This is a genomic window from Pseudomonas sp. GW821-FHT09E04, assembly GCF_059416185.1.
Map to the genome: position 1 here is coordinate 530,632 of NZ_JBWKOR010000003.1, position 20,440 is coordinate 551,071.

At 58.2% G+C, this 20,440-nt stretch carries 22 protein-coding genes and 1 tRNA gene; 5 read left to right on the forward strand and 18 right to left on the reverse strand.

Annotation, left to right across the window (positions count from 1 at the left end; genetic code table 11):
* Positions 1-19: 19 nt before the first annotated feature.
* Positions 20-1,957 carry a bifunctional 5-dehydro-2-deoxygluconokinase/5-dehydro-2-deoxyphosphogluconate aldolase gene (locus AC07N4_RS13565; RefSeq protein ID WP_493066656.1) on the reverse strand — a complete coding sequence of 646 codons (1,938 nt, stop codon included), beginning with the start codon at positions 1,955-1,957 and terminating at the stop codon, positions 20-22.
* A gap of 321 nt (positions 1,958-2,278) precedes the next feature.
* On the opposite strand from AC07N4_RS13565, the gene AC07N4_RS13570 reads away from it, so the two are divergent.
* The gene (locus tag AC07N4_RS13570) at positions 2,279-3,199 is read left to right on the forward strand and encodes a MurR/RpiR family transcriptional regulator (protein WP_102621554.1); all 921 of its coding nucleotides are present in this window, start codon (positions 2,279-2,281) and stop codon (positions 3,197-3,199) included.
* Between the two features lie 120 nt (positions 3,200-3,319).
* On the forward strand, positions 3,320-4,441 hold the full coding sequence (locus AC07N4_RS13575; protein ID WP_493066655.1) for a Gfo/Idh/MocA family protein: 1,122 nt from the start codon (positions 3,320-3,322) through the stop codon (positions 4,439-4,441).
* A gap of 143 nt (positions 4,442-4,584) precedes the next feature.
* Here AC07N4_RS13575 and AC07N4_RS13580 read toward each other — a convergent pair.
* The 9 genes from AC07N4_RS13580 to thrS form a co-directional block, all read right to left on the reverse strand.
* Positions 4,585-4,661, reverse strand: a tRNA-Pro gene (locus AC07N4_RS13580).
* An 89-nt stretch (positions 4,662-4,750) separates the two neighbouring features.
* On the reverse strand, positions 4,751-5,107 hold the full coding sequence (locus AC07N4_RS13585; RefSeq protein WP_003179985.1) for a MerR family transcriptional regulator: 357 nt from the start codon (positions 5,105-5,107) through the stop codon (positions 4,751-4,753).
* Complete coding sequence (ihfA, locus tag AC07N4_RS13590; protein ID WP_002553164.1) at positions 5,088-5,390, reverse strand: integration host factor subunit alpha; 303 nt, start codon at positions 5,388-5,390, stop codon at positions 5,088-5,090. The genes AC07N4_RS13585 and ihfA overlap by 20 nt, the downstream gene beginning before the upstream one ends.
* A gap of 3 nt (positions 5,391-5,393) precedes the next feature.
* Positions 5,394-7,772, reverse strand: a complete 2,379-nt coding sequence (gene pheT, locus AC07N4_RS13595; RefSeq protein ID WP_493066654.1) for a phenylalanine--tRNA ligase subunit beta — start codon at positions 7,770-7,772, stop codon at positions 5,394-5,396.
* Positions 7,773-7,798: 26 nt separating this feature from the next.
* Positions 7,799-8,815 carry a phenylalanine--tRNA ligase subunit alpha gene (gene pheS, locus AC07N4_RS13600; RefSeq protein ID WP_085712031.1) on the reverse strand — a complete coding sequence of 339 codons (1,017 nt, stop codon included), beginning with the start codon at positions 8,813-8,815 and terminating at the stop codon, positions 7,799-7,801.
* A gap of 109 nt (positions 8,816-8,924) precedes the next feature.
* Positions 8,925-9,281, reverse strand: a complete 357-nt coding sequence (gene rplT, locus AC07N4_RS13605; protein ID WP_007913489.1) for a 50S ribosomal protein L20 — start codon at positions 9,279-9,281, stop codon at positions 8,925-8,927.
* A 28-nt stretch (positions 9,282-9,309) separates the two neighbouring features.
* A complete protein-coding gene (gene rpmI, locus AC07N4_RS13610; RefSeq protein ID WP_002553160.1) occupies positions 9,310-9,504 on the reverse strand; it encodes a 50S ribosomal protein L35 in 195 nt (64 codons plus the stop codon).
* Between the two features lie 60 nt (positions 9,505-9,564).
* Positions 9,565-10,116, reverse strand: coding sequence for a translation initiation factor IF-3 (infC, locus tag AC07N4_RS13615; protein WP_170929410.1), 552 nt, complete (start codon positions 10,114-10,116; stop codon positions 9,565-9,567).
* Positions 10,116-12,038 carry a threonine--tRNA ligase gene (thrS, locus tag AC07N4_RS13620; protein ID WP_096821278.1) on the reverse strand — a complete coding sequence of 641 codons (1,923 nt, stop codon included), beginning with the start codon at positions 12,036-12,038 and terminating at the stop codon, positions 10,116-10,118. The genes infC and thrS overlap by 1 nt, the downstream gene beginning before the upstream one ends.
* Before the next feature lie 382 nt (positions 12,039-12,420).
* Here thrS and AC07N4_RS13625 point away from each other — a divergent pair, with 382 nt between their 5' ends.
* Both AC07N4_RS13625 and AC07N4_RS13630 read left to right on the forward strand, forming a co-directional pair.
* Positions 12,421-12,720: a hypothetical protein gene (locus AC07N4_RS13625; RefSeq protein WP_096821277.1), complete on the forward strand. Its 300-nt coding sequence runs from the start codon at positions 12,421-12,423 to the stop codon at positions 12,718-12,720.
* Between the two features lie 292 nt (positions 12,721-13,012).
* Positions 13,013-13,225, forward strand: a complete 213-nt coding sequence (locus tag AC07N4_RS13630; protein WP_003179963.1) for a cold-shock protein — start codon at positions 13,013-13,015, stop codon at positions 13,223-13,225.
* A gap of 72 nt (positions 13,226-13,297) precedes the next feature.
* Here the strand turns inward: AC07N4_RS13630 and AC07N4_RS13635 are convergent, their stop codons facing one another.
* Together AC07N4_RS13635 and AC07N4_RS13640 are read right to left on the reverse strand one after the other, a co-directional pair.
* The gene (locus AC07N4_RS13635) at positions 13,298-13,615 is read right to left on the reverse strand and encodes an I78 family peptidase inhibitor (protein ID WP_102621551.1); all 318 of its coding nucleotides are present in this window, start codon (positions 13,613-13,615) and stop codon (positions 13,298-13,300) included.
* Positions 13,616-13,781: 166 nt separating this feature from the next.
* A complete protein-coding gene (locus AC07N4_RS13640) occupies positions 13,782-14,087 on the reverse strand; it encodes a hypothetical protein (RefSeq protein WP_493066653.1) in 306 nt (101 codons plus the stop codon).
* Between the two features lie 131 nt (positions 14,088-14,218).
* Here AC07N4_RS13640 and AC07N4_RS13645 point away from each other — a divergent pair, with 131 nt between their 5' ends.
* Entirely contained in the window at positions 14,219-14,431 is a 213-nt protein-coding gene (locus AC07N4_RS13645) for a hypothetical protein (RefSeq protein ID WP_085712027.1), read from the forward strand.
* Positions 14,432-14,464: 33 nt separating this feature from the next.
* Here AC07N4_RS13645 and AC07N4_RS13650 read toward each other — a convergent pair whose 3' ends face one another.
* From AC07N4_RS13650 to AC07N4_RS13675, 6 genes are read right to left on the reverse strand one after another with little or no spacing between them, the layout of a single operon-like run.
* Positions 14,465-15,493, reverse strand: coding sequence for a nucleoside hydrolase (locus AC07N4_RS13650; protein WP_096821274.1), 1,029 nt, complete (start codon positions 15,491-15,493; stop codon positions 14,465-14,467).
* 44 nt (positions 15,494-15,537) lie between these two features.
* Complete coding sequence (gene rbsD, locus AC07N4_RS13655) at positions 15,538-15,942, reverse strand: D-ribose pyranase (protein WP_096821273.1); 405 nt, start codon at positions 15,940-15,942, stop codon at positions 15,538-15,540.
* Complete coding sequence (gene rbsK, locus AC07N4_RS13660) at positions 15,939-16,856, reverse strand: ribokinase (RefSeq protein WP_102621549.1); 918 nt, start codon at positions 16,854-16,856, stop codon at positions 15,939-15,941. The genes rbsD and rbsK overlap by 4 nt, the downstream gene beginning before the upstream one ends.
* A gap of 24 nt (positions 16,857-16,880) precedes the next feature.
* Positions 16,881-17,900, reverse strand: coding sequence for a LacI family DNA-binding transcriptional regulator (locus AC07N4_RS13665; RefSeq protein ID WP_102621548.1), 1,020 nt, complete (start codon positions 17,898-17,900; stop codon positions 16,881-16,883).
* A gap of 3 nt (positions 17,901-17,903) precedes the next feature.
* Complete coding sequence (locus AC07N4_RS13670) at positions 17,904-18,881, reverse strand: ABC transporter permease (RefSeq protein ID WP_102621547.1); 978 nt, start codon at positions 18,879-18,881, stop codon at positions 17,904-17,906.
* Positions 18,878-20,431, reverse strand: coding sequence for a sugar ABC transporter ATP-binding protein (locus AC07N4_RS13675; RefSeq protein WP_085732496.1), 1,554 nt, complete (start codon positions 20,429-20,431; stop codon positions 18,878-18,880). The genes AC07N4_RS13670 and AC07N4_RS13675 overlap by 4 nt, the downstream gene beginning before the upstream one ends.
* Between the last annotated feature and the right edge of the window lie 9 nt (positions 20,432-20,440).

Consider the following 20,440-nt stretch of genomic DNA (forward strand, 5'->3'; position numbering starts at 1 on the left):
TAGAGTGTTCAACTGCGGCTCAGGCCCGGGCCGTGCGCCAGGCATCGATCAGCTCGACGAAGGTTCCCTGTACCTGGCGGATCAGCGTCTCGTCGTCGATCTCCCCGGCCAGCCAGGCGCGGCTCGGCTCCTGAAAAATCGTCCGACCCACGGCGAACCCACGGCAAGTCTGGCTCTGACTGGCCTGTTGAAAGCCTTCGGCCAACGCTGATGCCGGGGCATTCAGGCCCAGCAGCACCACACCTCGGCAATAGGGATCGCGCGCCTGGATCAGTTCGTCGAGCTGTTGCCATTCCTCGGCGCTTTGCGCTTCGATCTTCCACCACGCCGGGTAGATGCCCAGGTTGTAGAGGCGTTTGAGCGCGCGATACAGCACGTCGGGATGCAGTGAGGGGTGATCTTTGGGCGGGATGATTTCCAGCAGCAGTTCATGACCACTGACTTGCGATGCCTGATACAGCGCCTTGATCTGCGCTTCCTGCTCCAGCCGCAGCATCGGTTCGTCGTCCGGGTGGAATTGCACCAGGCATTTGATGATTTGTTCTTGCGGCCAGGCGATCAGGTTGCTGCCGATCGAGCGCCCGTGTTCGAAGGCCAGCGGCCGCGAGCCCTGCGCTTCAACCGGGCGCGCCACCCACCAGCCTCGACCGCTGGCGGCGTTCAGCGAGTCCTGGCCGAAACGCTGATCAGCCAGCACCCCGACATCGGCTTCGATGCCCTGCTCACGCAGATCGCTTTCGACCCGCTCCACTGCTTTGATGAACAGTTGCTTGAGTTCGCCGATGGCGCCGAGGTCGCGCCCCCCCTTCTGGGCCAGCTCCACCAGTTGCCCGCGATGGTCGAAGGCAAAGATGAACAGTTGCTTCCACTGTTTGCGCGGCACACTGACCTGATGTAGGCGTTGCAGGGTGACGTCCTGATCCGGTCGGGTAATCGGCACCGGGCTGCTGAACAGGTAATCGAGCTCGGCACGGGTTGGCATCGCCGGCGCGCAGGCATGGCGCGATACCACCAGACCACCGCAGGCATTGGCCAACTGGCAGCAACGCTCGTCGCTGGCGTCCTCCAGCCAGCCGCTGAGGAAACCCGACATGAACGCATCGCCGGCGCCCAGCACGTTCAGCACCTCGACCCGCACACCGGGATAAATCGCGCCATCTTCAAGACGCACCGGAATCTCTCCGTGAATAACCGTGCAACCTTGCGGACCGAGCTTGACCACCAGGGTCGCCGCGCTCAACCGTCGGACATTGCGCAGCGCGGTGAGCAAATCCTCTGAACCGCCGGCCATCAGAAACTCTTCTTCGGTCCCGACCACAAGGTCGAAGCGCGGGAGGATTTGCTGCACATGGTGAGTGACGTTCTGATCGGCAACGAAACGGGTTTCGCCGTCCGCCTTGCCAGCAAGCCCCCACAGAACCGGGCGATAGTCGATGTCCAGCACTCGTTTGACGTTGTGCTTTTCGGCGTAGTCCAGCGCCTGGATGCTCGCCTTGTAGACGCCGTCGGTGGAGAAATGGGTGCCGGTGATCAGCAAGGCCTTGCTGGAGGCGATAAAGGCTTCGCTGATGTCTTCGGCCCGCAGCGCCATGTCGGCGCAATTCTCACGGTAGAAGACCAGGGGAAAGGTTTCCCGATCCTTGAGACCGAGCAGCACCATGGCGGTCAGTCGCTCCGGATCGACCTTGATGCCGCTGACATCGCAACCTTCACGGGCCAGGGATTCGATCAGGAAACGCCCCATGTGATCGTCGCCGGTGCGGCTCAGCATCGCCGACCTGAGCCCCAGCCGGGCAGTGCCGAACGCGATGTTGGCGGAAGAGCCTCCGAGGTATTTGGCGAAGCTGCTCACATCCTCCAGCCGTGCCCCGACTTGCTGCGCATAGAGGTCGACGCCGAGGCGCCCGAGACAAATCAGATCCAATTGACGTCCACTGGCAAAACGAGTCTGGCCCATGCTGGCTCCTGTTATTTTTATCAGCCTGTACCCGGGGCGATGACGGCGCCGGACACTCTTGGTGGATGCAGACTAAAACGAGCCGGATCGAATAATCAATAAATATTCCAATTATTTTTCACGTGGAATATTTTTTCCAATAAACTTCAGTGCAGGCGCTCCAGACGCAGTGCATCGTTTCAGCAGGCATCCCGCTGGCGCAAGCCCAAGATTTTGTCCGGGCCTAGCCTGTAGACTGCGCACAGCCAACCTATTGTCCTGGGACGCGGTGAACCACCGTCGCTATAAGTACAAGCCAAGAACAAGCCAGAAGGATTATCTATGTCCCGCACCGATCAGCCGGCTACCGCCGAGAGCACGCCCGAGAGCGATCTTGCCAGCCCCCCGATCAATGCCGAGCGCTTGCTGCAGCTCATCACCCGCGAATATGAAAGCCTGCCGCGCCAGCTCAAACGCATCGCCAGTTACATGAGCCAGCAAAGCGATCGGATCATGGTCGACCGCATCAGCGACATCGCCCGCGAGTGCGAAGTGCACCCGTCAGCCATCGTGCGGTTTTCCCAGCGTTTCGGTTTTAGCGGTTTCAGTGAAATGCAGGCGCTGTTCCGCGAGGCGTACACCCACAAAGCCACGCCGGTGCAGAACTACCAACAGCGCATTCGCAGCATGATCGCCAACAAGTCGCAGAAAGCCAGCGGCGGCGATCTGGCCCGCGAATGCATCGACGCCACCCTGTCGGGCATCGAACGACTGGGGCAGGAACTCGATGACCAGGCCTTCGAGAAGGCCGTGGACCTGGTGGTCAATGCCGACAATATCTACGTGGTCGGCGTGCGCCGCTCGTTCGCGGTGGCCGACTATCTGGTCTACAACCTGCAACATACCAACAAGCGCATCCACCTGGTCTCGGGCCTCGGCGGCAGTTATCGCGAGCAGATGCGCAGCGTGCGCGCCAATGACCTGGTGATCGCCATCAGCTTCACGCCGTACGGCAAGGAAACCCAGCACTGCCTGCGCATCGCCCAGCACCATCAGGCGAAAACCCTGATCATCACTGACAGCAATCTCTCGCCATTGGCCAAGCGCGCCAACACTTTGCTGCTGGTCAATGAAGGTAGCTCGTTTGCGTTCCGCTCCTTGAGTGCGACCCTGTGCCTTTGCCAGGCGCTGTTTATCGCCGTGGCCTATCGACTGGAGTTGAAGGTGGATGAGATTCACGAGCAGGTCGGGTTCGAAGACTGACCGGAGAACCGACATTCCACCGAGCGCGGAAATTCAAAATATTTATTCCATTATTTGAACGTAGTGAATTTTTATTCTATAAACAGGATCTCTGAAAACAAGAACTCAAAGGATCCTGTCATGCGTGAACTCGGAATCGGTCTTATCGGCACGGGTTTCATGGGGCGAGCACACGCCCTGGCCTTTCGCAACGTCAGTGCGGCATTCGAACTGCCCTTCACCCTTCGCCTGGCCGCCCTGGCTGACGCCGATCCCGCACGCGCACAAGCTTGCGCCACCGCCTGGGGCTTCGATCAGGCCCATGGCGATTGGCAGCGATTGATCGACGACCCCAAGGTCAACCTGATCGCAATCACTACACCCAATCACCTGCACTACCCGATGGCCATGGCCGCGCTTGCCGCTGGCAAACCGGTGTATTGCGAAAAGCCATTGGCGGTGAATCTTGAACAAGCTCATGCGATGCACGTGGCGGCGAAGCACGCCGGCGTCGTCACCCGGGTCGGCTACAACTACCAGCACAACCCGATCATCGGCCTGGCACGCGAGCTGACCCTGAGTGGCGAACTCGGCGAGATCATCAGCTTTCAAGGTGAATTCAGCGAAGATTTCATGGCCGATCCAGCCTCCCCCTGGTCGTGGCGCTGCGAACCCGAACATGCCGGTGGAGCCCTGGCGGATCTAGGCAGTCACCTGCTCGCCATGGCGCGCCACCTGCTGGGCGATGTCGAAGCGGTGTGCGCCGACTCTCAGACCGTCCATCGCCAGCGCCCGGCCACGCCCGGCAGCCAGGAACAACGCCGCATTGCGGTCGACGATCAGGCCCAAGCGCTGTTGCGCTTTGCCAGCGGCGCGCGCGGCACTTTCAGCAGCAGTTGGCTCAAGCATGGCTACAAGAATCATCTGAGCTTCGAGATCAGCGGCACCCGAGGCACCTTGGCGTTCGATCAGGAGCGATTGAACGAGCTACGCCTGTGTCGCGCCGGCCAGGGCGGCTTCCAGCGTTTACTGGCCGGACCGGACTTGCCCGGCTACGCAGCATTCAGCCCGGCGCCGGGGCACCAGCTGGGTTACAACGAGCTGAAAACACTGGAAGTGCATGAACTGATCATGGCGTTGGCCGGGAATGGGCAAACGGGTACTGATTTCGAGGAGGCATTTGAAGTGGAGCGACTGGCGACAGCGATTCGGGTCGCGGCTGAGGAGCGGCGCTGGGTGTCTGTCAGTGAAATCACTGGCTAGTTTTGTGGGGGCACAAAAAAGCCGATCTGGCTGATCGGCTTGAGTGTCTGAATTTATTGAAGAGGAAACTGGGTCTCCCTACAAAAGTCACTGCGCATGAAAAAGCCCAACTCGCTAAAGTTGGGCTAAGTCATTGAATTATATGGTCGGGACGGAGTGATTCGAACACTCGACCCCTAGCACCCCATGCTAGTGCGCTACCGGACTGCGCTACGCCCCGACTAGGCGTGAAACTCGCTCCTCATCTCGAAGAACGCTCAAGAATATATCGCAAGCTTTTGAAAACTGGAAGTATTTAAAAGCAGGAAATTATTTCTTGAGAACCACCAGAACATCTTCGAGCTCGGCGATCATCTGGCGGATCATTTGCTTGTATTGGGTTGTGTCGTCTTTGGCCTCATCACCGGACAGTCGCAAACGTGCGCCGCCGATGGTGAACCCTTGATCGTAAAGGAGCGCGCGGATTTGCCGGATCATCAGCACATCCTGGCGCTGATAATACCGGCGGTTTCCGCGGCGTTTGACGGGGTTGAGCTGAGGAAACTCCTGCTCCCAGTAGCGCAGCACATGTGGTTTTACCGCACACAGCTCGCTGACTTCACCGATGGTGAAGTAGCGTTTGCCCGGGATGACGGGTAGTTCGTCGTTATGACTTGGTTCCAGCATAAGCCTCAACTCGGGCTTTCAACTTCTGCCCTGGACGAAAGGTGACCACACGGCGAGCCGTGATCGGGATTTCTTCCCCCGTTTTCGGGTTGCGGCCAGGCCGCTGGCGTTTGTCCCGAAGGTCGAAATTGCCGAAACCCGACAATTTGACCTGCTCGTTGTCTTCAAGAGCGTGCCTGATTTCCTCGAAAAACAGTTCTACCAATTCCTTGGCTTCCCGCTTGTTCAGGCCCAGCTCTTCATACAGACGTTCCGCCATCTCAGCTTTCGTCAAAGCCCCCATACGTCACTTCCTTAACGTGGCGTTCAACCTTTGTTCGAGCGAGGTGAGGATATTTTGCGTCGTCGAATTCACCTCATCGTCATTAAGAGTGCGCGATGGATGCTGCCAGGTCAAGCCGACTGCAAGGCTTTTTCTATCAGGATCAATACCTTTACCCTGATACACGTCAAATAGCCTGAGGTCTGTCAGCCATTCGCCTGCATTTTCACGGATTACGTCCAGTACAGCCGAGGCCGCAACGTCTTTGTGCGCAATCAGTGCAAGGTCACGACGCACTTCAGGAAAGCGCGACAACTCGTGGAATTTAGGCATTTTGCCGAGTGCCACTTCAGCCAGAACCAGCTCGAAAACGAAGACCGGACGGTCGAGACCGAGAGATTTCGACAGCTCAGGGTGAATCGCACCGATAAAGCCGACTTCACGCCCTTCACGTTCAATGCGCGCGGTTTGACCCGGGTGCAGTGCCGGGTGCTTGCCCGGAGTGAAAGTGAACGAATCCAGCGCACCGGCAAAACCCAGCACCGCTTCCACGTCGGCCTTGACGTCGAAGAAGTCCACGGTATCGCGACCTTGCGCCCAGCCTTCCGGCAAACGGCTACCGCAGACAACACCAGCCAGCATCGGCTCTTGCTTCAGGCCTTCCAGCTGACCGACGAAGCGCAGACCGCTCTCGAACAGACGGACGCGATCCTGCTGACGATTCAGGTTGTGCTGCAGCGATTTAACCAGACCCGGCCACAGCGACGAACGCATCGCAGCCATGTCATTGGAGATCGGGTTCGCCAACAGCAGTGGTTCAACACCTGGGCTGAACAGCTCAAACTGTTTTGGATCGATGAAGCTGTAAGTGATCGCTTCCTGATAGCCACGAGCGACCAGCAGACGGCGCAGCTCCGGCAGATCGCTACGCGCTTCGGCCTTGGCCTGCGGCGCCAAACGAGCTTGCGGATAACGAACCGGCAAACGGTTGTAACCGTACAGACGCGCCAGCTCTTCGATCAGATCGACTTCCAGGCTGATATCGAAGCGATGGCTTGGCACTTCTACGCGCCACTGCCCTGCTCCCTCGGCGGAAACTTTCAGGCCCAAAGCGTTGAGCAGACGCTCGACTTCGGCCGAATCCATTTCCATGCCCAGCATCTGGGTGATGCGCTGAGCGCGCAGAGTGATCGGCGCGATCGACGGCAAGTGCTGCTCGCTGACGGTCTCGATGATCGGACCCGCTTCGCCACCGGTGATTTCCAGCAGCAGGCCAGTGGCGCGCTCCATGGCTTCACGGGCCAGTTGCCAGTCCACGCCACGCTCGTAGCGGTGCGAAGCATCAGTGTGCAGACCGTAAGAGCGAGCCTTGCCCGCCACAGCGATCTGATCGAAGAATGCACTTTCGAGGAACACGTCACGAGTGGTCGCGGACACGCCGCTGTGCTCGCCACCCATCACACCGGCAATCGCCAGAGCGCGAGTGTGGTCGGCGATTACCAGCGTATCGCTACGCAGGCTGACTTCCTGACCGTCGAGCAATACCAGCTTCTCGCCTTCCTCAGCCATGCGCACACGAATGCCGCCGTTGATTTCAGCGAGGTCGAATGCGTGCAGCGGTTGACCCAGTTCAAGCATCACGTAGTTGGTGATGTCGACCGCAGCGTCAATGCTACGAACTTCGGCGCGACGCAGACGCTCAACCATCCACAGCGGCGTAGGCTTGGACAGGTCCACGTTGCGAATGACTCGGCCCAGATAACGCGGGCAGGCAGCGGGTGCCAGGACTTCTACCGAACGCACTTCATCGTGCACCGCCGGAACGCTCATCACCACCGGGCGAGTAACCGGAGCGTCGTACAACGCACCGACTTCACGAGCCAGACCAGCCAGAGACAGGCAGTCGCCGCGGTTCGGGGTCAGGTCGACCTCGATGCTGGCGTCTTCCAGATCCAGATAAACACGGAAATCTTCGCCCACCGGTGCATCGGCCGGCAGTTCCATCAGACCGTCATTACCTTCACCGACCTGCAGCTCGGTTTGCGAGCACAGCATGCCGTTGGACTCGACGCCACGCAGCTTGGCTTTCTTGATCTTGAAATCGCCCGGCAGCTCGGCACCGATCATTGCGAACGGAATCTTCAGGCCCGGACGCACGTTTGGCGCACCGCACACGACCTGGAAAGTTTCCGTGCCATTGCTGACCTGGCAAACACGCAGCTTGTCGGCGTCAGGGTGCTGCTCGGTACTCAGTACCTCGCCCACCACCACACCACTGAATGCACCGGCGGCCGGCGTAACGCTATCGACCTCAAGACCGGCCATCGACAGACGAGCAACCAGCTCGTCGCGATTTACCTGCGGGCTAACCCAGCCACGCAGCCATTGTTCACTGAATTTCATCCTGCTCTCCTAAGAATTCGTTACGACTAGCGAAATTGCGCGAGGAACCGCAAGTCGTTGTCGAAGAACAGACGCAAGTCGTTCACGCCGTAACGCAGCATGGCCAGACGCTCGACGCCCATGCCGAAGGCAAAGCCCGAGAACTCTTCCGGATCGATCCCGGACATGCGCAGCACATTCGGGTGAACCATGCCGCAGCCCATCACTTCCAGCCAGCCGGTCTGCTTGCAGACGCGGCAGCCTTTGCCGCTACACATCACGCATTCCATGTCGACTTCAGCGGATGGCTCGGTGAACGGGAAGTAGGAAGGACGGAAACGCACCGCCAGTTCTTTTTCGAAGAACACCCGCAGGAACTCTTCGATAGTCCCTTTCAGGTCGGCGAAATTGATGTCGCGATCGACCAGCAGGCCTTCGACCTGGTGGAACATCGGCGAGTGGGTGATATCGGAGTCGCTGCGATACACACGGCCTGGGCAGACGATGCGGATCGGCGGCTGTTGCGATTCCATGGTGCGGACCTGTACCGGCGAGGTATGGGTGCGCAACAGCATGTTCGCATTGAAATAGAAGGTGTCGTGCATCGACCGGGCCGGGTGATGGCCTGGGATGTTGAGCGCCTCGAAGTTGTGATAATCGTCTTCGACCTCAGGACCTTCGGCAATGCCGTAGCCGATACGGGTGAAGAACTGTTCGATACGTTCCAGAGTCCGGGTTACCGGATGCAGACCACCGGAGGTCTGGCCACGGCCCGGCAGGGTTACGTCAATGGACTCGGCGGACAGTTTGGCAGCCAGTTCGGCTTCCTCAAACAGAGCCATACGCGCATTGAGAACGCCTGTGACACGTTCCTTGGCAACGTTGATCAGGGCGCCGACTTGCGGACGCTCCTCTGCCGGCAAATTCCCCAGGGTCTTCATCACCTGAGTCAATTCACCCTTTTTGCCAAGGTATTGAACCCGGATTTGCTCCAGGGCATTGATATCTTCAGCGCTTTGCACAGCCTCTAGTGCTTGAGAGACCAGCGCATCCAGGTTTTCCATGTACAGACTCCAGATACAAAATAGGGGAAGAGCTTGAAGGCTCTTCCCCTATTTATGACGTTTACCACCTGACCCCACAGAGGTGAGGCCGGGTGACTGTCGGGGGTACTTAAGCCAAGGTGGCTTTAGCTTTCTCGACAATCGCGGCAAACACCGCTTTTTCGTTCACTGCCAGATCAGCCAGAACCTTACGGTCGATCTCGATGGACGCTTTTTTCAGGCCAGCGATGAAACGGCTGTAGGACAGACCGTTAACACGAGCACCAGCGTTGATACGAGCGATCCACAGAGCGCGGAACTGACGTTTTTTCTGACGACGGTCACGGTAGGCGTATTGGCCTGCCTTGATTACCGCTTGCTTGGCAACACGGAATACGCGCGAACGTGCACCGTAGTAGCCTTTAGCAAGTTTCAGAATTTTTTTGTGACGCTTACGGGCAATGACGCCACGCTTTACACGAGCCATGAGTTACTTCCTCTATTCTTGACTAAAATTAACGAAGGCGCAGCATGCGCTCGACTTTTGCCACGTCAGACGGATGCAGCAAGCTGCTACCGCGCAGTTGACGCTTACGCTTGGTCGACATTTTAGTCAGGATGTGGCTCTTGAAAGCGTGCTTGTGCTTGATACCGTTAGCAGTTTTCAGAAACCGCTTAGCAGCACCACTTTTCGTTTTCATCTTTGGCATGTTCGGATACTCCGCATTCAGTTGATAAACATAATCAGAAGGCCTGCCGTGCCCTGTTGATTACTTCTTCTTTTTCGGGGCGATGACCATGATCAGCTGGCGTCCTTCCATCTTAGGATGCTGTTCGACCGAACCGTACTCGAGCAGGTCAGCTTCAACCCGCTTGAGGAGTTCCATCCCCAGCTCCTGGTGGGCCATCTCACGGCCGCGGAATCGCAAGGATACCTTGGCCCTGTCCCCGTCACTCAGGAAACGTACCAGGTTGCGCAGTTTTACCTGGTAATCCCCTTCCTCCGTCCCTGGACGAAACTTGATTTCTTTTACCTGAATCTGCTTCTGGTTCTTCTTCGCCGCAGCAATCTGCTTCTTCTTTTCGAAGATCGATTTGCCGTAGTCCATCACACGGCAAACCGGTGGGACTGCGTCTGCAGAGATTTCTACCAGATCAAGCTTTGCTTCTTCAGCAATACGAAGCGCTTCATCAATCGAGACGATGCCAATCTGCTCGCCATCAGCGCCAATTAACCGAACCTCGCGTGCCGAGATATTCTCGTTGATCGGGGCTTTCGGTGCAGCTCGTTTATCTTGTCTCATTTCACGCTTAATAATAATTACTCCGAATCTGGGCGACCACGCCGGGAAACCGCTTGCGCGAGAAACTCAGCGAACTGGGCGACGGGCATCGAGCCCAGGTCAGCACCTTCACGAGTACGCACAGCGACAGTCTGCATCTCGACTTCCTTATCCCCAATAACCAAGAGATATGGAACCTTGAGCAAAGTATGCTCGCGGATTTTAAAGCCGATCTTTTCATTTCTCAAGTCAGACTTGGCACGAAACCCGCTTTCGTTGAGAGTTTTTTCGACCTGAGCAACAAAATCTGCCTGTTTATCAGTGATATTCATGATCACTGCCTGGGTTGGCGCCAGCCACGCAGGGAATGCACCTTCGTAGTGCTCGATCAGAATCCCGACGAAACGCTCGAACGAACCGAGGATCGCACGGTGCAACATGACCGGATGCTTGCGGCTGTTGTCTTCGGAGACGTATTCGGCACCAAGACGCACTGGCAGGTTGAAATCGAGCTGCAAAGTACCACATTGCCACACGCGACCGAGGCAATCTTTCAGCGAGAACTCGATCTTCGGACCATAAAAAGCGCCCTCGCCTGGCTGCAGATCGTACGGAAGGCCCGCGCTATCAAGGGCCGCGGCCAAAGCAGCTTCGGCGCGATCCCACAACTCGTCGGAGCCAACGCGTTTTTCCGGACGAGTGGACAGCTTCATCTCGACGTCGGTGAAGCCGAAGTCGCGGTAAACATCCATGGTCAGCTTGATGAACGCGGCGGATTCGGCCTGCATCTGCTCTTCGGTGCAGAAAATGTGGGCGTCGTCCTGGGTAAATGCACGTACACGCATGATGCCGTGCAGCGCACCCGACGGCTCGTTACGGTGGCAGGCACCGAACTCGGCCAGACGCATCGGCAGTTCGCGGTAGCTCTTCAGCCCCTGGTTGAACACCTGCACGTGGCAAGGGCAGTTCATTGGCTTGATCGCGTAATCGCGGCTTTCCGACTCAGTGGTGAACATGTTGTCGGCGTAGTTGGCCCAGTGCCCGGACTTTTCCCACAGGCTACGGTCAACGACTTGCGGCGTCTTGATCTCGAGATAGCCATTATCGCGCTGCACCTTGCGCATGTACTGCTCGAGTACCTGGTACAGAGTCCAGCCATTCGGGTGCCAGAACACCATGCCCGGCGCTTCTTCCTGGGTGTGGAACAGGCCCAGGCGCTTGCCGATCTTGCGGTGATCGCGCTTTTCAGCTTCTTCGATTCGCTGGATGTAGGCAGCCAGCTGCTTCTTGTCAGCCCAAGCGGTGCCGTAAACGCGCTGCAATTGCTCGTTCTTGGCATCACCGCGCCAGTAGGCGCCGGACAGCTTGGTCAACTTGAAGGATTTCAAGAAGCGGGTGTTCGGCACGTGCGGACCGCGGCACATGTCGACGTATTCTTCGTGATAGTACAGGCCCATGGCCTGCTCGTTCGGCATGTCCTCGACCAGGCGCAGCTTGTAGTCTTCGCCGCGAGCCTTGAACACTTCGATCACTTCGGCACGCGGAGTGACTTTCTTGATGACGTCGTAATCGGTATCGATCAGCTGTTGCATGCGCTGTTCGATGGCCGCCATGTCGTCCGGCGTAAAAGGACGCTCGAAGGCGATGTCGTAATAGAAGCCTTCGTCAATGACGGGACCGATAACCATTTTGGCCGTCGGGTACAACTGCTTGACCGCATGGCCAACCAGGTGGGCGCAAGAGTGGCGAATGATCTCCAGCCCCTCTTCATCCTTTGGCGTGATGATTTGCAGCGTTGCGTCGCTGTCGATGATGTCGCAGGCGTCGACCAGCTTGCCGTTGACCTTGCCGGCCAGGGTGGCCTTGGCCAGGCCTGCACCGATAGAGGCGGCGACCTCGGCTACGGAAACCGGGTGATCGAATGAACGTTGACTGCCGTCGGGAAGAGTAATAGTTGGCATGGCGCCTCCTCTCCTAGTGGTGACCCCTACCAAAGGTCACGTGGGTTGGGATGAGCCAGTACAAGATCCGATCCAGGCCATTCAATGACGAACGCCTGCCTTACAGCGGCAGGAGCCTTGCGGCCAACCGGAAAACCGAACCAGAGTGACTGGGATTCAAATCAGAGTATTCGTACGCCGCCGCTTCCGGGACTGAAGGTCATCCGGAGCCTGCGAACGCCCGAGTCGGGCATCCTAGCACAGATGAACGGTCACAGCGGCGAACGAATTGAGCCAGCCCCTGATTGCTCATTTTAACGGTGCGCGGTGAACTTGAGATGTACGACTAACCTCAAATGGGCTGAGAATTACCCCGAATTACTCAAACCAAGGAGTTTCAGACATGCGCCTTATCCGACTTTTCGCCTTCGCGGCTCCCCTGGCAATGCTGCTGCCGCTGAGCGCTCAGGCTGCCTGGCCTGCGGGCGTGAAAGAGCAATACATGAATGACTGCACCAAAGCCGCCAGCCAAAGCGTCAACCCGACCGTGGCCAAGCAGCACTGCACCTGCGGTGCCGACGTCCTGGAGAAGAAATTCACCTCCCAGGAAATCGCTCAACTGATGGACAAGAACACCCCGCCAAGCGGCGAGCTGGGCCAGCGCGCACTGAAAGAAATCTCGGTTTGCCGAGTGCAGAAATAATCTGTGACGAAGGGATTTGCGGGCGCTCTGCAGGCCGGAATCGGTCAAAATGACCCTGAATCCGATATTTTACGCAGGTTTTATAGCTTTTTTTACACCCCTTCGTTTCGGCTGAAAGCCGCTGAAACCGGGGGTTGTAGCCATTCAGAATGTCGAAACATCCGCAATATGAAAGCAAACAGCACGTCCGGGGGGCTACCAAAGCGAACATTTCGACTATGATACTCCGGTGTGCCCAGTTGGCCTGAGCAGCACAGTACTACTGAAAATATATGTTTCTTGGAGATACACCATGTCTAATCGCCAAACCGGCACCGTTAAATGGTTCAACGATGAAAAAGGCTTCGGCTTCATCACTCCTCAAGGTGGCGGTGACGACCTGTTCGTACACTTCAAAGCTATCGAATCCGACGGTTTCAAAAGCCTGAAAGAAGGCCAGACCGTTTCCTTCGTGGCTGAGAAAGGCCAAAAGGGTATGCAAGCTGCACAAGTTCGCCCAGAGTAATTTCTCGGCGCACTAAAAAAACCCCGTCCATGTGACGGGGTTTTTTATGGGCGCTACAAAAGCCTGTGCGACTCAGCCGCAGCTGGCCCGGGTAATCACCAGATTGCTGTCGGTATTGAGGTTCAGCCGATCAGAACGGTATTCCAGGGTGATCATGTCGTCAGGCTTGAGGAACCGGGCATTCTGCGCGCCGGCTTTTTTGCGCGCCTGCTCCAGCAATTCCGGCGAAGCCTTTTTGCCGACGGTGAACTCTGCAGCTGTTGCCTCGCAACGACTGTGACCGGTTTCGGCCGCCACGGGATCCTTCTGCGACTCACTGGAGGTTGTGTTGCAGCCAGCCAGCATGGCAACCGCCATCAGAGTACCCAGTGACGCGAGCTTCCAAGGCATGAAGCCTCCTTTTTTCAATAGTTGAGCGAACATCGTGCGACCGCCGATACAGCGTTTGGTTTCATGACTTGCGCCACTCCCCTGCCCCACGATCAGAAAAACGGCGAGTTTGCCTGAGCTACGCCTGATACTTCATCACACAATCGTCACTGAATATGAACGGCGCTCAGTAGACGTCAATGTAGTCATAGGGCGGGTTCGGCCAGTTGTCCTTGAGCGCATTGAATATCTGCATCACCCAGACCTCGTCGCTGGCCGCGACGTTGCCCACGTATCCCGAGCCCTTGGCCCAGGTTTCCAGGCGAAACGACAGCCCGTCGATATCCTGACCACCCGTGACGCCCGAAGAGATATAGGCAATGCCGCCCTTGGTCACACGCAACTGGGTGTGCTCGTCGTCACTGGCTGAAGCCAGCAACAGACGCACAGCGTCCAGCGTCAGGCCGCCGGGGGAATTCAAATCGATCTGCACAGCTCAGTCCTTGGTTTTTCGGAGACGACCAAGTGTCGCATAGCCCTGCGCTCATGCCTAAGTCGCAGTGCCAAACGCCGGACAAAGTGGTTAACTCAAGACTCCAATCCCGTGACCTTCCGAGCCCCATCATGACGACCGTAAGCATCTCAGCCGACATCAAGGCCCACTGGCCACAAGGGCACAGTTCTTACAGTCCGGGCAGCCCGGAGGAACTGGCATTGATCAGCATCGACCTGCTGGTCAAGACACTGGGAACGCAAGCCGCGCAATCATTTATCGCACAGCTGTTCGAGAAGTATCCGGATGACTTCAAAGGCACATCGGACATCGAGAAAGAATAAAGGCCCGCAGGCTGGCACCTGCGGGCCTGTCGCTTACTTCAGACGCTTCAGGCGTTCGGTCAACAGATCGAAGAAGCCCTGAGCATCACCATTTTCCACCCAGAAGGCATTTTTCGGGGCTTTCAGGCCGTCATACCAGTCGACGATGGTCTGCCCGAAGGTCGGACCTTCACGACTGTCGACCACCACGTTCACCGAACGGCCGGTGAACAGCTCTGGTTTGAGCAGGTAAGCCACGACCGTAGCGTCGTGCACCGGGCCACCCGGAATACCGTAGTGCTCCATGTCGCCCTTGATGTACTCGTTGAGGATGTCGCCAACAATCTTGCTCGCATTGTTGTTCAGCGCCGCGATCTGCTTCAGGCGCGCATCGCTGGTGAGGATCTTGTGGGTCACATCCAGCGGCAGGTAAGTCAGTTTCACGCCGCTTTTGAGCACGACTTCAGCCGCTTGCGGATCGGCATACAGGTTGAACTCGGCCACTGGCGTGATGTTACCGCCGTTGAAATGGGCGCCGCCCATGATGACCACTTCCTTGATGCCCTGAACGATTTCCGGCTCCTGGATCAGCGCCAGTGCCAGGTTGGTTTGTGGCCCAAGCATGGCAATGGTGATGCTGTGCGGCTTGGCTTTTTTCAGGGTGTCGATCAGGTAGTTGACCGCATTGCCTTCAGCCAGGCCTTTTTTCGGTTCGTGCACGGTGACACCCGACAGGCCTTCCTTGCCATGGATGTTCTCGGCGTAGATCGGGGTGCGCATCAACGGTTTCGGTGCGCCGGCGTAGACCGGCACCTCTTCGCGTCCTGCCCACTCACGGGCCAGTCGCGCATTGCGAGAGGTCTTGTCGAGACGCACGTTGCCAGCCACGGTGGTCAGCGCGCGAATATTCAGTTCCTCTGGCGATGCCAGAGCAAACAACAGAGCCACCACATCATCGGCACCCGGATCGGTGTCGATGATCAGATCGATCTTTTCCGCCGCCTGGGCGCCGGTCGCGGTTATCACGGACAAAAGCAGAAGACTCCGGATCAGTTGGTGCATTTTTTGAGCATAGCGGTGCATGGCGCATTCCTTGTGCATTTGAAATTGAAAGGGACTGAACCCGATTAAAATGTTACCCCGGCCACCAGCACGATGTTGCAGTACGGCTGACATTCGCCTGTACGAACAATCGCTCGCGCCTGTCGGCTGAGAACCTTGAATTGCTCGTGACTGAGCAGATCGCGTCGCCCGATTGCACCTTCTTCATTCAATGCGTCCAGCGAAGCCAGCGCAGTGGGTTGTTTGTCGAAGATTTCCTGGGCGAGCACATGACTCTCCACCTGCATTTCGCTGAGCACGACCTTCAAGGTGCTGACGAAATCCGGAACACCGTGGGTCAGCGCGAGGTCGATCAACTCGACGCCCGGCGGCACGGGCAAGCCGGCGTCACCGATCACGACCATGTCGCCATGACCAAGGGAGGCGACAAGCCGGGACAGCGCGATATTGAGCAAAGGAGTCTTTTTCATGCGGGTTTGAACGCCTGTACGTCAGATGAAGTAGGAATGGACGGCTGGGCACCCGCTCGAGTAACCGACAGCGCCGCAGCTATCTGACCAAAACGAATGGCCTCGGCTTCGGTTTTGCCAGCGGCCAGCGCTGCCGCGAAACCGCCGACGAAGGTATCCCCGGCAGCCGTGGTATCGACCGCCTTCACTTTGGGTGCAGGAAAATGCTGGTAACCCGCACCATTGGCGAACAATGCTCCCTGAGCACCCAGCGTGACGATTACGTTGCCGGCGCCCATGGAAATCAGCTGAGCAGCCGCTTTTTCAGCGCTTTGCAGCGAGTCCACGGGCAAACCGCTGAGGGCGGCAGCCTCGCTTTCATTGGGAATCAGGTAGTCGATGGAGGCAAACCAGTCTGCCGGTAGCGGACGGCTGGCTGGGGCCGGGTTCAGGATGACTGTCTTGCCCAGTTCGCGACCGCGCTTGAGCGCATGACCGACGGTAGCATCGGGAATTTCCAGCTGACAAATGATGACATCCGCCGCCTGCAGCACCGCGTCGAACTGGTCGATCACCGCTGGCGTCATCGAGCCGTTGGCCCCGGCGACGATGACGATCGCATTCTGACTGTTGTCATCGACCACAATCAGCGCCACGCCACTGGAGTCCTCGACGACGCTGACCGCCTGGCAATCGATCTGCTCGGCCAGCAATGCCTCGCGCAATTGCACGCCATAGTCGTCATTGCCGACACAACCGATCATCGACACCTGCGCGCCCAACCGGGCAGCGGCCACCGCCTGATTGGCACCCTTGCCACCCGACACAGTGGCGAACGAATGACCGATCAGTGTCTCGCCCCCCCGGGGCAAACGAGGCGCCCGGGTGACCAGGTCCATGTTCAGGCTGCCAATTACCACTACATTTGCGGGCATACATCACTACTCATCAATTCGGTTTCAGCGATATTCGGTAAACACGCCAGCCAGCGGCGCAGTCGACTCTCGCAAGACAATACTCGGGGTCACGATCCGCTGATCAGTGGCCAGATCCGGGGTAGCAATTCTTCGCAGCAACACTTCTGCCGCCATCTCTCCCAGTTGCAGGATCGACTGACCAACAGTGGTCAGCGCCGGATACACGTAACGGCTCATCTGGATATCGTCGAAGCCGATCACCGACAACTCCGCGGGCACGCGCACATTGCGCTCGGCAGCCGCCCGCAGCACACCAATGCCGATCATGTCGTTGCCGGCAAAGATTGCGCTCGGAGGGCTGCGTTCAAGCAGAGCCGCAGCTGCGTTATAGCCGCCCGTGCTGGTGAAATCGCTTTCCAGCATCCGCGATGGCGGCACTTCAATACCCGCCTCTTTCAAGGCACGGCAAAATCCGGCCTGACGCATTTGCGCAACACTGGTGCTCGCCGGACCGCCAATGGTGGCGATATCACGATGTCCAAGCTCGATCAGGTGCCTCGTTGCCAGATAGGCACCATATTCATGGTCGATGCGCACGAGATCGGCGTCCACACCTTCCAGACCCCGGTCAACGATTACCATCGGCGTCTTCACCCCGGCCAGCCCCTGCACCAGACCACTGTCACCGCCAGCGGAGGCCACGATCAAGCCATCGATGCGCTTCTCCAGCAACACCCGCAGATAGCTGCGCTGTTTTTCCGGATTGTCGTCGGAGTTGCAGAGAATCACGCAGTAACCATTACGCTCACAGTAATCCTCGATCCCGCGCGCCAGTTCGGCAAAGTACGGGTTGAGACTATTGGGCACGAGCAAACCAATGGTGGCAGTCGTCTTGGCCTTCAGCGATCGGGCGACGGCGCTCGGCACATAGTCGAGGCTCTTGATCGCCGCCTCGACTTTCAGCCGCACCTCCTGACTCACCGGCCGAGTGTTGTTCACAACATGGGAGACGGTCGTGTAGGAAATTCCCGCAAGCGCCGCCACATCCTTGATCGTTGCCATGTCTCAGCCCCGCCGGCTTGCGCGCTGGCTACGATACGTATCGAGCACTACCGCGATGACGATCACTGCACCGGTGATGATGCGCTTGGTCGGCTCGGTTGCGCCGATCTGCGCCAGACCGGCCGCCAACACGGAGATGATCAATACACCGAAGAACGTACTGATCACCGAACCACGGCCGCCCATCAGACTGGTACCGCCAATCACCACAGCTGCGATGACTTGCAGCTCAAGGCCTGAACCGGCGTTCGGGTCGGCAGCTTCCAGACGGGAAATCTGGAACAGCGCCGCGATGCCGGCCAGCAGCCCCATCAGGCTGAACACCAGAATCTTGTACGGTTTTGGGTTGATGCCCGCCAGCCGCACCGCTTCCTCATTGGTACCGATACCGATCAGGTAGCGACCGAACACGGTCCGGGTCAACACCGCCTGAGCAACGAAGATCACCAGCAAGGCAATGATGAACGACGGCGAAATGCCGAAAGCAATCGGGTTTGACAGCCAGGCGAATGAATCACCGATGTAGGCGGTACGCGAACCGGTCATCTGATAGGCCAGGCCCCGGGCCATTTCCAGCACACCGAGCGAAACGATAAACGACGGAATTCGCCAGGCGACCGTGATCGAGCCAGTCACCGTGCCGGCCAGTGCCGCCACTGCCATGCCAAGCAGCGCAGCCGGCAAGACACTCCAGCCCCAGCCCAGAATCGCCACGCTGACGGTCGATGCCGCAAGCGCCAGCACCGAACCCACCGACAGGTCGATCCCGCCGATGATCAGCACGAACGTCATGCCCACCGCCAACACCATCAGGTCGGGGATCTGGTTGGCCAGGGTGCTGAAGGTGTTGTACGACAGGAAGTGGCTGCTCATGACCGAGAACAGCGCAACCATCGCCAGCAAGGCACCGGCCAGGCCCAGGTAAGTACCCAGGCCGTAGAAGTTGCCACTACGTTTACCGGCAGAAGATGCAGTTTTCATGGGAGATCCCTAGGCGCTGCTTCGTTGAGCAACGCATCACGTTTTTGGTAGCCGGCGAACGCGGCGGCAAGCAAGTCATCCTGGGTCCAGCTGTCACGCTCGAACGTGTCGATCAGACGCCCCGCCGACAGCACCCCGATGCGGTCGCAGATCAGCATCAACTCGCGCAAGTCGCTGGAGACCACCACCAGCGCCTTGCCCTGCCGGGTCAACTCGCCGAGCAGGTTATAAATGTCGAACTTGGCACCGACGTCGATACCGCGAGTCGGCTCATCGAACAACAACACCGAACAGTCGCGCTCCAGCCAGCGGCCGATCACCACTTTCTGCTGGTTGCCGCCGGACAATTCGGATACGAGTTGAGTCGGGCTCGAACTGCGGATGCGCATGGCGTCGATCTGCCGTTTGGCCAGAGAGATTTCGTCACCATTGTTGACGAAACCACCGCTGGAAATTTCCGGCATATTGCCCAGAGCAATGTTGGCGCTGATCGACTGGCTCAGTAGCAGGCCTTCACCCTTTCGGTCTTCAGTGATCAGGGCAATGCCGTTACGCACCGCGTCGACCGGCGAGCGGATACTCACTACCTGCGCCGGCGAACCGAGAGCAACGCTTCCGCTGTCGGCGAGATCGGCGCCGAAGATCAGGCGCAACAGCTCCGTGCGCCCCGCCCCGATCAATCCGGAAATGCCAAAAATCTCACCCGCGCGCACTTCGAAGGACACATCACGCACCTTGTCGGAGCGAGTGAGGCCTTTGACCGTCAGCGCTGGGGCACCGATATTGCGCGGGCCCATGTCCATGTGTTCGCCCAGTTCGCGACCGACCATCAGGGTGACCAGTTGCTCGCTGTTGTAGTTGGCCATCGGCTCGACGCAAACAAGGTTGCCGTCACGCAACACGGCGATACGCTGCGCAACGCGAGCCAGCTCTTCAAGGCGGTGGGAGATGTAGATGATCGCAACGCCGCGCGCCTGCAGCCGGGTGATCTGCTCGAAGAGCATTTCGACTTCGCGAGCGGTGAGCATCGCGGTCGGCTCGTCGAGGATCAGCACATGGCAATCACCGATCAGGTTGCGCGCAATCTCGACCATTTGCTGGTGACCGATGCCCAGCTCACCGACCAGCGTGTCCGGGTCGATGGCATCCAGGCCGACCTGAGCCATTGCCTCGATTGCAGCTTTGCGCAGTTGTTTGCGACTGATCCAGCCGCCGTTGCTCGGCAGGTTGTCGAGAAACAGGTTTTCCGCCACCGAAAGGGTCGGCAGCAGATTGAGTTCTTGCATGACCATACGCACGCCAAGCTCTTCGGCCTGGGTACGGCTACCGGGGCGATACTCCTTGCCCTGGAACTGCATCTGCCCGGTGGTCGGGGTTACCAGGCCACCAATGATCTTCGACAGGGTACTTTTACCGGCACCGTTCTCGCCGGTCAGCGCCAGCACTTCACCGCGCATCAGCGTCAAGTCGATGCCGGTGAGCACCGGCTGCGCATAGGTCTTACCGATACCGCTGACCGAGAGGACAGCGTTCGGGGCGGAAACTGACATAAAAACTCT

Bases quoted from the DNA above. Each gene is read 5' to 3' on its own strand.
- AC07N4_RS13565 (WP_493066656.1), bottom strand. From the start codon at position 1,957: ATGGGCCAGACTCGTTTTGCCAGTGGACGTCAATTGGATCTGATTTGT.
- AC07N4_RS13570 (WP_102621554.1), top strand. From the start codon at position 2,279: ATGTCCCGCACCGATCAGCCGGCTACCGCCGAGAGCACGCCCGAGAGC.
- AC07N4_RS13575 (WP_493066655.1), top strand. From the start codon at position 3,320: ATGCGTGAACTCGGAATCGGTCTTATCGGCACGGGTTTCATGGGGCGA.
- AC07N4_RS13585 (WP_003179985.1), bottom strand. From the start codon at position 5,107: ATGCTGGAACCAAGTCATAACGACGAACTACCCGTCATCCCGGGCAAA.
- ihfA (WP_002553164.1), bottom strand. From the start codon at position 5,390: ATGGGGGCTTTGACGAAAGCTGAGATGGCGGAACGTCTGTATGAAGAG.
- pheT (WP_493066654.1), bottom strand. From the start codon at position 7,772: ATGAAATTCAGTGAACAATGGCTGCGTGGCTGGGTTAGCCCGCAGGTA.
- pheS (WP_085712031.1), bottom strand. From the start codon at position 8,815: ATGGAAAACCTGGATGCGCTGGTCTCTCAAGCACTAGAGGCTGTGCAA.
- rplT (WP_007913489.1), bottom strand. From the start codon at position 9,281: ATGGCTCGTGTAAAGCGTGGCGTCATTGCCCGTAAGCGTCACAAAAAA.
- rpmI (WP_002553160.1), bottom strand. From the start codon at position 9,504: ATGCCAAAGATGAAAACGAAAAGTGGTGCTGCTAAGCGGTTTCTGAAA.
- thrS (WP_096821278.1), bottom strand. From the start codon at position 12,038: ATGCCAACTATTACTCTTCCCGACGGCAGTCAACGTTCATTCGATCAC.
- AC07N4_RS13625 (WP_096821277.1), top strand. From the start codon at position 12,421: ATGCGCCTTATCCGACTTTTCGCCTTCGCGGCTCCCCTGGCAATGCTG.
- AC07N4_RS13630 (WP_003179963.1), top strand. From the start codon at position 13,013: ATGTCTAATCGCCAAACCGGCACCGTTAAATGGTTCAACGATGAAAAA.
- AC07N4_RS13635 (WP_102621551.1), bottom strand. From the start codon at position 13,615: ATGCCTTGGAAGCTCGCGTCACTGGGTACTCTGATGGCGGTTGCCATG.
- AC07N4_RS13645 (WP_085712027.1), top strand. From the start codon at position 14,219: ATGACGACCGTAAGCATCTCAGCCGACATCAAGGCCCACTGGCCACAA.
- AC07N4_RS13650 (WP_096821274.1), bottom strand. From the start codon at position 15,493: ATGCACCGCTATGCTCAAAAAATGCACCAACTGATCCGGAGTCTTCTG.
- rbsD (WP_096821273.1), bottom strand. From the start codon at position 15,942: ATGAAAAAGACTCCTTTGCTCAATATCGCGCTGTCCCGGCTTGTCGCC.
- rbsK (WP_102621549.1), bottom strand. From the start codon at position 16,856: ATGCCCGCAAATGTAGTGGTAATTGGCAGCCTGAACATGGACCTGGTC.
- AC07N4_RS13665 (WP_102621548.1), bottom strand. From the start codon at position 17,900: ATGGCAACGATCAAGGATGTGGCGGCGCTTGCGGGAATTTCCTACACG.
- AC07N4_RS13670 (WP_102621547.1), bottom strand. From the start codon at position 18,881: ATGAAAACTGCATCTTCTGCCGGTAAACGTAGTGGCAACTTCTACGGC.
- AC07N4_RS13675 (WP_085732496.1), bottom strand. From the start codon at position 20,431: ATGTCAGTTTCCGCCCCGAACGCTGTCCTCTCGGTCAGCGGTATCGGT.